Raw genomic sequence first — 14,154 nt, forward strand, 5'->3', positions numbered from 1 at the left:
TTTATTTCGTTGTATAGATTATTACTTCGGTTATCCATATTTTCCCGTTCGATACGGGATTTTTCCATTTAAAAGTTACAGTGTGCTTCCCTACAGGACGGTCATAGCAGAAGAACAATTCACACTTCCGGTGATTGATATATTGGGGCAAGGCGGTGGTTTCATAGAACTGTCCATCGATATATACATCCATCTCCGCCGTATAGTCCGCCGGAAGCCCACCTGCCACGTATCCTTTTACAACCAGTCCGGTTCCTTCGAAAGAGAAGGGATTTACATCATCTATGGATTTCTCTATTGTAAGTTTATCGCTCACTTTCAGATTCTCAAAAGCTACTTCCAAAGCAACAGGTCTGATGTTCTCCCGTCTGATTATGAAGTCTGTTCCTGCCTTCCCGTTTCCATGTTTCTGCAACATCTCGCTGGCATGTCTGTACGTCATGTCATAGGCTTTATTCAGACTGATATCCGTATGGGAGAAAGGTATGTCTTCTACTTCATACAAAGCTTCTTTCCAGGATTCGGGGATGTTGCTGTATCCTATCATGGTTCCCAGGATGCCTGCGGCTGAAGCCGGATTACAGTCAGAGTCCTGACCGGCACGCGTGGCGATATCTATGGTCTTTGTGAAGTCCCCCTGTCCGTAAAGCAAGCCCAGGAGTATATAAGCACCGTTTATCTTCGTACCGATATTAAAGGAGTTATGAATGCCTTCGGGACAACTGATTTCTTCGCTCCACTTGTTCTGCAACTCGAACCAGGTTCGTTTCCAGTCTTTCGGATATTTCCTGTGCCAGCGAATTACGTCCGACATACATTTGTGGAAATCGCTTTCTTCCGGTATCACCTTCAACGCTTCTTTTACGATATATTCTATATCATTGCTGACATAAGCCAGAGAGTACATGGCTGCCACATAAACTCCGCCATACCATCCTTCACCATAGGACATGATATGCCCCACCCTATCGCAGATTTCAGCGGCCTGATTAGGCATTCCCGGTGACATAATCCCGGCAAAATCCGCTTCAATCTGGAAGTCGATGCAATGTGCATGAGGGTTATTCTTCCAGTAACCACTCTGGGGTGCTTTCATCCCCTGCAACAGATTGTAGCGGGCTACCTGGTTGGCATGCCACAATGGATATTCTGTCCGCCCGAAAGCCGTCGCAAAAGAATCAATCGGAGCATCCAGCCCGCATCTTTCGAAGACTTCCACAAAAGTCAGATCCACATAAACATCATCATACAAACCGGGAAAGGTATCATACCAATTCTTGACCGTATGCTTATCCCAGGGAATGGGAATATAATCCTGAATGATAGTTCCCAAGAATTTAAACTCAGTAGGTCCCCCGTAACTGCATCCCAGGGTCTGCCCCGCCCATGCGCCCTTCACTTTATCACGCAGGCTCTGCTCGGACAGAACAACTTCTTTATTTCCTTTATGAACGGCGGCAGCCAGATCGGCTATAAAGAAGAAAGCCATCAGGAGCCATATTAGATTTCTTTTCGACATACTCATTTCTTGTTTTTACTTTCGGGCTTTACTCAATCACTTTATCCGTCAGATCCCAGCCCATAATCGTTGAGATATAAGGAATTATCCACATCGCCATCTTCTTATGTCCCGAATATCCGGGATGCCATGCAGCCCCCAGGTCGGTAGTCCGGTTATAGAGGTTCTTATCCAGTTTCAGTAGAAAGACTTTCGGATCATTCACTTCGTTTATTATCGCTTCATAATAACTGAATACAGGAGCTTGCATAGCTACAGGGTAAATGCACAATATGGGAATATCTCCATAATGCTCACGCAGTTGTGCAAGGATCTGTTTGTATGCTTTGGTGAATTCGCTTTTGTAAGGATGGGGCTCCGTTGAGAAATCATTGGAACCTAAATTGATAACTACCAGATCCGGAAGATATCCCTTAAAATTCCATTTATGAGTAAGGTCTTCGTCAAAGGTATTCAGCATCCGGTCTTTCATCGTAACCTTCGACACGCGTACCGAATCACCATAATTGCGAGCGGCTCCTCTACCGGAATGGGCAATCAGTGTATAGTCCGCATCATAATAACGGGCTACCATAGAGGCAAATGTGAGATTACAATTTTCCGTCTCCACCAGGAAAGGCTCATCGCGATGTTTCCCGTCTGTGCCATATCCGCAGGTAAGCGAGTTTCCGATAAACTCGATATGCCGTGTGCGTACTGCCGGCTCTTCCGCCAGGCGTCCCGAACCGGACAAGACAAACTGATGGATAGTTGTCTTGCCGAATTCACCTTCGGAACGTTTCTGTATCTTCAAACTATGAATGCGCTTATCTATGCCCGATACCAGATGGATCAATGTATCCGTTCCGCATACTTTCACGACTTTATGCAGGTTGCCATCAACAAATACATTATAATAACTCGTTCCTGTTTCAGAAACTTTCACTGACAGCCTTCCACCAGTAAAACGGGTTTCCAGATAAGTACCTACCCAGTCGAAAGCTACCGAACCATCGGAAGAGACCAATGTTCTGCCGGTATACCGCACGGCAGGATCATTCCCTTTGTAAACAGTTCCGTTTCTTTGAGCTTTCAGTTCCGCAGAACAACTTATCCCTATCAGGATAAACAGATATAGACAATAACGTTTCATCATTTTCCTTATTTACGTTTCTTATTTTTAGCTTTCAATTCTTTCAGGTATTTCATGTATCCGTTGAACAAGTCGATAGTGCGTGCTTCGCCCACACGGATAGACATCTTCGGATCATTGAATACACCCGGGAACTGATAGCAAAGAATCTTCTCGAAGTTATCAAACAGGTTCAGGTCACGGATGATTTCTTCTACCGGACGGGGATAGAGGGAGTTATCCGGATTGAACAGAAATACTTCCAGGTCGAACCACAAATGAGCTTTAGCCTCATCACAAACTTTCTGCAACATGTTAGCCGCTTCCTTACCGGTCAGATCACCATCCGGCATACGGGCAAATCCGAATGGACACAAGATATCCAGATGTTCCATGAGTGCCGGATACGTATCCATTCCGTTGGGAACTTCAAAACTGTTGGTAGCCAACATGATCGGTTTGTCCGGTGCAAATCCGTTACAGTAAGCCTTAAACTCTTTGAAGAAATTCACAATATCGTCTTTTCTCTTTTTACGCATTTCGGGGCGTTGTTCCCAGTTATCCAGACCACCGCCACTCTCTTCGGACACATAGAAAGCATAAAAGGATTCATGGTGACCATACATATCCCACAGTTCTTTAGCCACCCGCTTGTGCCATTCCAAAGATTCGGGGGTAAAGTCGAACCAAGCAAACATACCCACTCCCATCAGTACGTTCATGCCCTGTTTATCGGCTTCCGTCAGGATGGCCTCAATCGGATCTTTGGCTGTAAGTTCCATACGACCGGGATACAGTTTGGAAGGATAGAAGGCTTTACCTACATAGTTATCCACATTGGTAGTATGTTTGCCTACATATTCTTCATTGCGGAAAACTTCCTGAATGACCACCATATTCATTTCCAGCTTATTCATGGAACGGATTAACTCTCTCCATTGATCATCGGTCATCTTCTTGATATCCTGATTCCAATGTTTTCCTTCGATTTCGCTCCAGTGATAGATGCCCGTCCAGGCACCGGATATCTGTTGGATAGAGCGAATGTCCGATTCAATCACTTCTATATCTTTTGTCTTCCGATAGGCCTTGCCTTCATTAGCCACTTTGAAGATCACTTTATTCTTCCCCACCCGGTCCTTGGTAGGTATAACCACCTTAACCGTTTCGGCCTTTCCGGCAGGGATTGTCACAACCGTTTCGTATAACAGTGCATCCTTATTCTCTTTATTCCAATACAAAGCTACCTGATAAGTCTGTTGTGAAGCACTTTCGTTCACAATACCACCGCGGATATCCAGATCGACCTTATTGGTGATCTTTCCCGGAGGTATTAAAGTTAAGCTCACTTTATTCTCTGCCTGCAAACTTACCAGACTGAACAAAGAAAAAAGAAGTAAAAAAGTACGTTTCATAATCATCTTTTTAAATTAGAATTAGTTAAAACTACCCGGATAAGAAATCCGTGATTCAATCTCGCCACCAGCCAGACGAATATAGGAATCGAACTTGCGTTCTCCCTCCTGCAATATGATTACACGGGCACCGTTAGCCAAATTATTGTACACCGTATTTCCACCTGTATAACGCCCGTAGGCCAATAACACCTCCTTATACATAACTGCATAATCATTGTTATGATCGTGACCGACAAATGTCCCCATAACATCTCCGCACTCCTTGATAGAAGTAAACAGACCTGAATTAGTGGTAGGGCAAGCAACTCCTTCACCTCTCACTCCAAACAATCTGTTCTTATCTTCCATCACAGCATCTTTGTATTCGGGTATGGGAATGTGGAAGAAAGCCAATGCAGGAAGAGGGATATCATTATTCTGCTTCGTAAATTCCTTGCTTTGATTTCTGTACCAGGCAATCTGATCAAACTTAATCCAGTCATATCCGGGTACTGACTTTATCTGCGTGTATGCATGAGAATCGATGCAATATAGAAGAGCCGCATTTTTATTCTTATCCTTTGACGACTTCACCGTCAAAACATAATCGGAAGCGACTTCGCCCCCACGGGCAGGCATCATACTGTTTTTCTTTTGCGAGAGATAATCATACAATTCCACCCGGGTGCGATCATACTCATCATCATGATTGCCAAATACCACTCCAAACGGAATATTGCGTCTAATGCAAGGCTCCAAAACAATGTCCAGCCCTTTGAAAACTTCATTGGAAACGACCACATCTCCCGTAAACATGACGAAATCAGGACGTTCGGCATCCAATACTTCGTTAATACGATCCAGAGATATTTGTGAATTCGCCTGATCATCATATTTATAATGAACATCCGTAAACTGTACAATCTTAAACTTACCGTCACGATTGAACTTCAATACTTCTTTCTGGCCCAAAACCGTAAGAGCATTGAATAATACCATTAAGCATAAAGCTATTTTCTTACACATCATATCTTTTATTTTAAACTATCTATAATCTTCAATAATAATTCAGGTTCATCTGTAGTAATATAGTCTACTCCCAATAAATAATATTGTTGCAGCTCTTCCGCATTATTCACCGTCCAGACATTGGTAAGCAAACCGGCTTCCCTGGCTTTTTGAGTCAGATTCTTATCTTGCCTGTATGCATAGTAAGAATAATCAATTCCTGAGATGCGGTCGTTCACAAGGTCCTTCAGTTCCTTCTTACCTTCCCATAAGTAAAGAGTTCTGGCTGTAGGGTCCAGTTCGCGGATATGTTTCAATACCTCATAATTGAAACTGATATATTCCACATACCCCTGCATTTTCATGCGATGAACAATATTCACCACAGAGTCTGTCAACTGCAACGTACGTTCCAACCCTTTCTGGGAATCTTTTATTTCAATAATAGGATGGGTACTATTCTGCGCCCTTGCAGCTATCAAGAGCTCCTGAAGTGAAGGTACCGGGTCTTTCTCATGAATCGTTTGTTGAAATAACTGCAATGAAGTGATATTTTCAACTTCCAATCCATATACATGCGGATCATGAGAAAGAACAACTTTATTGTCAGCAGTTAACCAAACATCCAATTCAGATCCCTGACATCCCAATTCTACCGCATTCTGAAAAGAACGAACTGAATTTTGCAACACCCCTTTCTGTCTCCAAGCACCCCGATGAGCCACCACTCTGTTCTTACTGAAGCCGTCTTTCAATAATTCAAACTCACACTGCTGCCCGTCAATCAAAAGAGTTATGCCGTATCTGTAACTCGTCTGCCCAGCTGATAACGCTCTATTCTTTTTCAGACAGATTGATTTCTCTTTAAGATCAATCCGGAAGAGAGAAGAAGTATCACTCAACAAACGAACATTGGAGGGTGTGGGATATATCCGCCCCACTACACTCCCCGACTGCCCCACGGAAATCAGATAATTATCCAACACATACTTCGAAATATCTCCGGCCCTCATGACGAAGGTGCTAAGAAGCATTCCTGCTATAAAGATTGCATTTTTCATCCTATTCTATCAATAACAAATATACACATCCATAAAATCGTTATTTATATCCGAATAAAAAATCCCGTCTACTTATCCCGTTCACACATAGTCGTAGCGGTTATTTAAACGGGCTACACCCTTTCAGTGTTAAGGCTACACCCTTTTGTTCGGATAGCTACACCCTTTCGCCCTTATGGTGTAGCCCTTTTCTGTTTACCACTACACCTTCGGGTATTAGAGTCTTCATTATTTACAAAAGTCCATTGTCTTCCAGATACTTTTTATAACTTGTATAATTGTTTGTACCCTTCTTAAAAGTAACCCAACTGAAATTCGTGATATATTCGGTAAACAACCCAGCTACGAATAATTGCTCCTTTAGTTCACTCCAGTTCTTTTCCCGATAAGGGACATTCGGACACCAGCAACTCTGGAATGATTCTATATCAACACCAAAATGTACGCCGTTGGCATCACATGCTTTTTTAATCTCAGCAAACCAATTGGGCAGGTCTACATCCACATCCACCAAGCAGCGTCCGCCAAGATCCTGAATGTATAAATAATCAATATTGGGCGTCTGGGCGAAAATCCGTCCGAACCATTGGCCACAAAGATCAGCTGGCATACCTCGCCATAAAGCAGGAGCAATAGAAACGGGCTTATCCGATTTTGTCTTGATATAAGAGGCCACTCCTTCAAGATATTTAGCCAACATGGATAAAGAGGGTTCTTGCTGCCAGCCTACAGGATAAGAACCATCATGAAATTCTTCTGTTATATACCAGCCTTCAAGGCAAGGGTGATTGCCAAATTGCTCATACAGCTCATCGAACACCATCTTATTTCTCTCTAAATTGAGATTATATTTCTCCGGTGATGCCGTATTCGTTTTACTGTAATCACCGGGATAAAGACCTACAATCAGTTTTATGCCATTGCGCTCGGCAGCCTCGAACATTTGGTCGACAAAGTCATACTTCTCGGTAATCCAAGGCATGTTGGTATTCTTATAGAACGAAATACTGGTGTTTTCTCCGTCTGTAAACTGCTCCGCATACTGAATAATCCAAGTGTCAATGCCGATGGCACGGCTATCCTGAAACTGTTTATCCCAGTCTTCATTGACATAAGCGGTATTCAATTGTACAAAAATACTGGAGAACTTAGGCTTTCCGCTTTTCAGTTCATAAGAGGTCAATTGCTCCAATGCGTCGATACTTACCTCGCCGGTGCAGACTTCATGTTTTGTATTTACGATTTCAATCCTGAATCCTTCAAAACGGTTTAGCAATAAGCCGTCAGCCGTAGTCCCCTGCCCCTTTTTATACAATTTGAACGCACTGTAGGGCATAACCAGACGGTTCCAGCCTTCTTTGGATAATATTTCTTCGTCTTCAAAAGCATAATATTGCCATCTCTTACGTGTACTGTCATGTGGTTTGTCGGCGCTGAACTGCTTCTCATCTTCCATAATGATGAAGCGGAAAACACCTTTGTTAGCTTTTTGACCTTTCACCCAAATGGAAAGTCCCAAAGGATAGAAAGACAGGTCGGGGCGATAATCTCCCCATGTTTCTTCGAAATAGACATACTCAGGGTTTGAAGTCATAGGCTTACCGGAAAAACTGTATTTCAGCTTAAAACTTCCCACTCCTTCTTTATAGTCATCACCTAAATCATAGTCAATAGTGGCTTTGGTAGGTTCTTCGGCACTGGTAGGACCAGTACGATAAATTTCGCACCCCAATTCATCGAAAGGGTTAATATTTTTAGTAGCTTTCGTGCTATTCAATATTTTACGTATCTCTTCTTGCAGGTTATAGTCACCATCCTGACCGTTTCCTCCTCCGTTATGATCATCACTTCCACAGGAAGCCAAAATAAAACAGAACAGACTTACCAATATAGCAGTTGTTTTCATAAGGCATTAGTTTTAAAAAAGAGTGCCGCCGGATTAGCGGCACTCCCGATTTGAATTAATCAATGTGTATTATTGACAGAAATAACTCATCTTATACATTCTTACAATAGACTGTGATAAATCAAAGCCAACAACAGAGGTTGCAATGTACACATCATATCCGGTTGAGGTTGCTTCTTTGTAGACAGCAACGTCCCCCCAGCTAAAGTAATTCTGACCCCATGCGGACATATCGCTTGTAAATACACAGAAGTCACCATATCCGTCATCGTCCGGTCCCAGTTCCATCTTAGAGGTATTGGTAATGTCGAATACCTTGAGGGTAGCACCACCACCGGCCCATTGGTCAGCACCTTGGTCATTGAGTGCCAAATAGGTATCATTTTCCACCTTAAATACATTGAAGCCAAGCAAGCGGTATTCGTGAGCATCCGCATTCAAAGCTGTAACTTCCATGGATGTCGTAAAGATATTGAAGCGACTCTTCAAAGCCTCATCACTGTTTCCGTTTACCCACTTCGTGTAACTGATGTAATGATCCGAATCGTCGGCCAATGAAACACGCTGTATAGCAGGTGCGGCAGTCCAAGAACTTCCGGCCGGTCCGTAACGCAATTTATTAGGCTGATTGGCAGGAGTTACTAACTGACCATCCTGTAATTTCCAATAATAAATAGTCATATCATTAGGACCTGTACCATAAATATAAGCTGTACCGCTGGTTACATCACCTGCCACGCTCATGTTATATCCCAAATCCCCCGGGCAACCATCACCGGCAGTATAGTCAAGCAACAACTTATGTTCCTGATCTGCTTCAGAATAATAGAAGACCATGAAACCTGCACCGTAAATATTTTCACGGGAAGTAATCAAGTGACCGGCATCATCCGTACGAGCCTTCATCATAAACGATCTTGCTGCATCTATAGTCTTAACCGCTGCTCCCGTCTTCATGTCATACAGATAAATAGGACCATTATATTCCTGAACTGCCAGATATTGACCGTATATTGCTAAGCCTGTATTATTGCGGCTTGCCAATCCCAGATCGGTACAGTTCTTTTCCCACACTTTGGAAAACTTGGTTTTAGGCGGTGTCGGTACCACACGAATCGTGTTGTTATGACGATTTCCCAATGCATCGATTACTGTTATTTTATAAGGTTCAGTGAAATCCATTTCACCCTCAACTCCCGGAACAACATAACAATTATGCTCCACACTTACGGTACAAATCAGACGGCTTACATCGAGCGGGTCTTCATCCGTGGTAGGCACTTTCACCGTAATTTCTTCTCCCTCTTCATAAGGGCCTTTCTTGGTAGCATAAAACTCCGTCGGATTATCAGGTATCTGAATGGTTACATTAAGTAGACCATTCACTTGGCTTTCATGTGCTGTGCTCAAGTCAGGAGACTCACAGGAAACCAAGAGCACTGCCCCAAACAAACACGCTGTTGCTGCAATTCTATTAAGTATTTTCATAGCTTCATTTTTTAATTATTTCCATTCGTCAAACTGTTCACAAGCAGAGTTCTGCTGAATTTCTGCAATAGGAATAGGAAAACGGTTGTATTTTTCCAGATAAACACGCGTTTTACCAGCATCACAATCCACAACATCGTATTCATATCCGTCACCTACTTTTGTCGGCTTCACTCCTTCCATGTGAGTACCATTCAGAACTGTAGTTGCCAGTCCCCAACGACGGAGATCCCAAAAACGATGTCCTTCAAAAGCTAACTCTACCATTCTTTCGTGGCGAAGAAGTTTCATGAATTCAGTTTTTGTACTGGCTGATACTGCCGGCAAATCAACTCTGTCTCTTACTTCATTCAATGCTTCCAATGCTTCAGTAAGTTTATCTTGCATTGCCATTGCTTCCGCATAGATCAATAAGACTTCAGCATAACGCATGTAATAGAAGGTCAAGTCAGTTCTACGCATTTGGCTCTTACTAATTTCCGGATCAAACAACTTACGCATATAGTAACCTGTGCAAGTAGTACCACCACCTAAACCATAGCCATCCACACTACCTTCGTATGTGTAAAGTGTTTCTCCTTTCCATTGACAACCGTTATAAAGTATGGAAGCATAGAAACGTGGTTCACGGCCTTCATAAGGGTTGGCAGCCATTTCAGGATTGTTCCAGTCAAACTCTTTACCATCAGCCATCTGATAAGCCGATACCAACGTCTCTGTCGGACTGATTTCAGCATAACCACCATCACTGGGCGGACAATTGAAATAATCAAAAGAATAATCCAACGTCTCGTAAACATAGCCAAACTCTATGACACTTTCATTATTTGCAACCGGTTTCGCTCTTCTATTCAGAAACAACTTTCCATAATCCTCATACAGTTCATACCCTTGCTTTTTCAATTCGGCAGCTGCATCGGAAGCATCTTTCCAACGCTCAGCATAGAGCATAGCACGAGCTTTCATTCCATAAGCCGCACCACTTGTCAACTTACCGGCCTCTACAGTACCTCTCAGAGGCAAATTTTTAGCTGCAAAGTCCAAGTCCTCTGCTATGAAATCCCAACATTCATCCGGCGTACAACGCGCATGCTCCTTTTGTCCAAGTTCAGGTAACTGCTTGTACAGAATAAAACTGGCTCCATACCGCTTCGCCAAATCAAAATTAGCCACTGCACGGAAAAAACGAAATTCCGCCTCTGCACGTTTGGCAACATCATCGGTAAAATTTTCACGATGTTTTTCCAATCCTTCCAAGGCACGGCAACAAGTCAATTGCCAGGAATGCCTATTATTCCAGTTGTCAAAAAGATTACTGGCAGAAGTAATAGGAGTAGAACCGAATACAAACAAATTAGTATTGGCAGCCGGATTGTTGGCTTTCAAAAGATCAGCACATGCATCATCAGTGATTGAATAATATCCTCCGATCAAAGAATAAAAGCCATTAATATACAATTGCAGATTCGTTTCATTTGACCAAGTGATATCGTCAGGATAACTACTTGTCAGAACAGGATCAATATCACAACTACTCAGCGTGAAGCAAGCAGAAGCAAATACTGTTAATATCTTATTTACTGATTTCATTGTATTAGTTTTTTAGAAAGTTACATTTAATCCAAATTCATACGTACGCTGTTGAGGATAGTATCCCTGATTTACACTTGGCATTTCAGGATCCATATGCTCCAGATGAGATAAAGTAAACAGGTTACCACCGGCTACATAAGCACGAATTCTTTCAAAGCCAGCCTTTTTACTCCATTTCTTTGGTATGGTATATCCCAACTGAATAGATTTCAGACGTACATAAGAACCATCTACTACCCACCAGGAAGAGAATTTTCCACCATTTGATCTTGACTCAATTCCTAAACGAGGATATTTAGCATCGGTATGATCGGGACGCCAAGCACCTTCCACCAAATAATAAGGAGTATTTCCATCAGCATAGAAAGGACGTGTATAGAATGTATCATCACGAATTCCACTACTATACAATCCGCATAAATTTACATCAAACAGAGCGGCACCTTGCAACAACATATTGAAATCAAAACCTTTCCATTCAGCACCCAGATTCAAACCAAACATCATTTCCGGTGTATTGCTACGACCAATTGGAACCATATCCTGATCCCAGGTAATCTTACCATCACCATTAATATCTTTCAGTTTGATATCACCGGGTAATGTCGGACCGAAAACAGCGCTATGGGCTATTTCTTCTTCCGACTGGAATAAACCATCTGCAACAAATCCCCAGTATCTTCCCATCGGGCCACCAGTAGCACGTTTATAATCAGGCACATTGGCATCTTCTGTCATTTTCAACACTTTGTTACGAGCCCAAGAAAGATTACCTCTTACGCGATAAGTAAAATCTCTTATCTGATTATTATGAGACAATACGAGCTCAAAACCACGGTTATCATGAGAACCATAATTGATATACGTTGGATAGTAAGATCCCAACGATGGTGGGAAGTTTGCTGACTGAGACTCCAATGAACGGGTGGTCTTCATATAGAACACATCTAATTCAACACCCAATAAACCATTCCACATACTAGATTCGATACCAACATTATAAGTATCAGTCAACTGCCACTTCAAAAAAGGATTTACCGGGCTGCTCAATCCCAAATATTTCTGAGGACTGGTACCGAATAATACTGTCGGATCAGCCGATAAAGTGGCTGTAGAGAAATAAGTCATCGTATTGCTAATGGCACGATCGCTACCTAAACGTCCTACAGATGCGCGAATCTTCAGGTTTTCCATAAAAGGAACGGCTTCCTTAAAGAAATCTTCTTGAGAAAGTCTCCATCCTACTGAAACACCTGGGAATACACCCCATCTGTACTTTTTGGGAAGTGCTGTAGAAGCATCAATTCTACTGGTGAACTCCAACAAATACTTATCATCATAAGAATAGTTCAGACGAATTACATAGCCGGCACGTTTAGCCTGACTGTGTCCGCCTTTTACCAAGTCTTTATTCACCTCAAGACCATAGTTCAAATCCATGATATCAGTTATAGGAAAATCCGTTCTACCGGCAGACATACTGGACTCGTCTGTTCTGGAAAATTCATATAAGAATAATCCGGATACGGCATGTTTACCAAATTTATTTGAGTACTCAAGAGCAGGTTGAATCGTATAACCCTCACTTTCCGTGAACCACTGATTCAAAGAAACTTTATTAGCAATTCGACCAGTCTCTACATTACCTTGCCGGGTAGTCTGATTCCAACCGTATACATCATAAGTCAAGAAGTACTTCTTCTGCATAGTATAATTCTTCAGATAAGAAGCATTCAACTTAACAGATAGTCCTTTCACAAAAGGCAGCTGATATTTCATAGCAATATTGCCTTGGAAATATGTCTTCTTAACATTATTATTACCAGACAAATCTCTTGCCGCAATAGGATTGTTATTTCCATTACCAGCCGTATTTATACTGGCTATAGGCATTCCATCAGCCGTATAAGGCTTCAAGTAAGGATACGATAACAACGCTTGCTGGAAAATAGAAGCATAAGAACCAACCCCTGCAGAAGCCCCTGGCTCATCTTGCTCAGAAACATAACCCGACAAGTCAAGAGACAAATCAAAGTTATCAGTAATCTTTGCATCCATATTAGAGCGGAAATTATACTTATCATAAGAAGTACGTTTAATAATACCCTCCTGATTGTATGCACCGACTGAAGCAAAGAACTTAATTTTTTCCGTACCACCGGAAACTGAAACATTATTCGTATAAGTAGGAGCTGTATTACGGAATAACAAATCAAACCAGTCTGTATTTCCATAAATGTGCTCATTCTCTCCCGGATTAGTAATACGGTCTATTTCTTCAGGTGAGAATCTCAGGTTTTCCTCTGCAACTCCATCCAAGAGTTGAGCCTTATTATACCAATAAGCATAATCCGGTCCATTCAGGAACTTCGGAAAATCAGTATTCTGACTCAATGTAAGTGATCCGTTATACGTTACGGTAGGCTTCTGAACAGCACCACGCTTCGTCGTAATCAAGATTACACCAGCAGCAGCACGCACACCATAAACAGCAGCTGCAGTCGCATCTTTCAAAATAGTGATAGATTCTACTTCATCAGGAGAAAATGATGGAAAGTAATCAGTAATAACACCATCAATTACAATCAATGGGCTACCATCTCCGGCACCATTACCACGGATGTACAAGTTAGCACCATCGGCACCTGGCTGTCCACTGCTCTGTTTGGAAATCAAACCGGGCAAACGGCCGGCCAGCATACCGGAAAGACTTCCGCTTGGTGCCATCTTCAGTTCCTTGTTATCCACTTGTGCAATAGCGCCGGTCACATTTATTTTCTTCTGTGTACCGTAGCCTACTACTACAACTTCATCCAACAAATTAGCATCTTCCCTCAGAATGATCTTCAGAAGTTTTCTTCCTTTCAACTGCACTTTCTGAGTGATGTAACCTACATAAGAGAAAGTCAAATGCGAATTCGCATTAGATACCATAAGTGAAAAATGACCATTTAAATCAGTAATAGCACCATTTGTCCCTCCTTCGGCAACAACTGATACACCAATCAACGGAGTGTCATTCTCATCAAACACATTACCCTCTACCTTTATCTGAGCATGTGCACTCATAC

At 42.2% G+C, this 14,154-nt stretch carries 9 protein-coding genes; all 9 read right to left on the reverse strand.

Annotation, left to right across the window (positions count from 1 at the left end; genetic code table 11):
- Position 1: 1 nt before the first annotated feature.
- The 9 genes from VYM24_RS21120 to VYM24_RS21160 all read right to left on the reverse strand — a co-directional run bounded on the left by VYM24_RS21120 (position 2) and on the right by VYM24_RS21160 (position 14,152).
- Positions 2 to 1,525 carry an ADP-ribosylglycohydrolase family protein gene (locus tag VYM24_RS21120; RefSeq protein WP_117692646.1) on the reverse strand — a complete coding sequence of 508 codons (1,524 nt, stop codon included), beginning with the start codon at positions 1,523 to 1,525 and terminating at the stop codon, positions 2 to 4.
- A gap of 22 nt (positions 1,526 to 1,547) precedes the next feature.
- On the reverse strand, positions 1,548 to 2,654 hold the full coding sequence (locus VYM24_RS21125; RefSeq protein ID WP_330940849.1) for an SGNH/GDSL hydrolase family protein: 1,107 nt from the start codon (positions 2,652 to 2,654) through the stop codon (positions 1,548 to 1,550).
- Between the two features lie 5 nt (positions 2,655 to 2,659).
- Positions 2,660 to 4,045, reverse strand: a complete 1,386-nt coding sequence (locus VYM24_RS21130) for a DUF4434 domain-containing protein (protein WP_291533384.1) — start codon at positions 4,043 to 4,045, stop codon at positions 2,660 to 2,662.
- A 21-nt stretch (positions 4,046 to 4,066) separates the two neighbouring features.
- Positions 4,067 to 5,056: a metallophosphoesterase family protein gene (locus VYM24_RS21135; protein ID WP_330940850.1), complete on the reverse strand. Its 990-nt coding sequence runs from the start codon at positions 5,054 to 5,056 to the stop codon at positions 4,067 to 4,069.
- A 5-nt stretch (positions 5,057 to 5,061) separates the two neighbouring features.
- Positions 5,062 to 6,096 (reverse strand): glycerophosphodiester phosphodiesterase, encoded by a 1,035-nt coding sequence (locus VYM24_RS21140; protein ID WP_330940851.1) that lies wholly within the window; start codon positions 6,094 to 6,096, stop codon positions 5,062 to 5,064.
- Positions 6,097 to 6,328: 232 nt separating this feature from the next.
- Complete coding sequence (locus VYM24_RS21145; protein WP_330940852.1) at positions 6,329 to 8,002, reverse strand: DUF4434 domain-containing protein; 1,674 nt, start codon at positions 8,000 to 8,002, stop codon at positions 6,329 to 6,331.
- A 69-nt stretch (positions 8,003 to 8,071) separates the two neighbouring features.
- The gene (locus tag VYM24_RS21150; protein ID WP_330940853.1) at positions 8,072 to 9,490 is read right to left on the reverse strand and encodes a DUF5018 domain-containing protein; all 1,419 of its coding nucleotides are present in this window, start codon (positions 9,488 to 9,490) and stop codon (positions 8,072 to 8,074) included.
- 15 nt (positions 9,491 to 9,505) lie between these two features.
- The gene (locus tag VYM24_RS21155) at positions 9,506 to 11,080 is read right to left on the reverse strand and encodes a RagB/SusD family nutrient uptake outer membrane protein (RefSeq protein WP_291552880.1); all 1,575 of its coding nucleotides are present in this window, start codon (positions 11,078 to 11,080) and stop codon (positions 9,506 to 9,508) included.
- Positions 11,081 to 11,092: 12 nt separating this feature from the next.
- Entirely contained in the window at positions 11,093 to 14,152 is a 3,060-nt protein-coding gene (locus tag VYM24_RS21160; protein WP_330940854.1) for a SusC/RagA family TonB-linked outer membrane protein, read from the reverse strand.
- Positions 14,153 to 14,154: the final 2 nt, after the last annotated feature.

The sequence above is a fragment of the Bacteroides sp. MSB163 genome, from assembly GCF_036416795.1.
Classification (GTDB): Bacteria; Bacteroidota; Bacteroidia; order Bacteroidales; family Bacteroidaceae; genus Bacteroides; species Bacteroides maternus.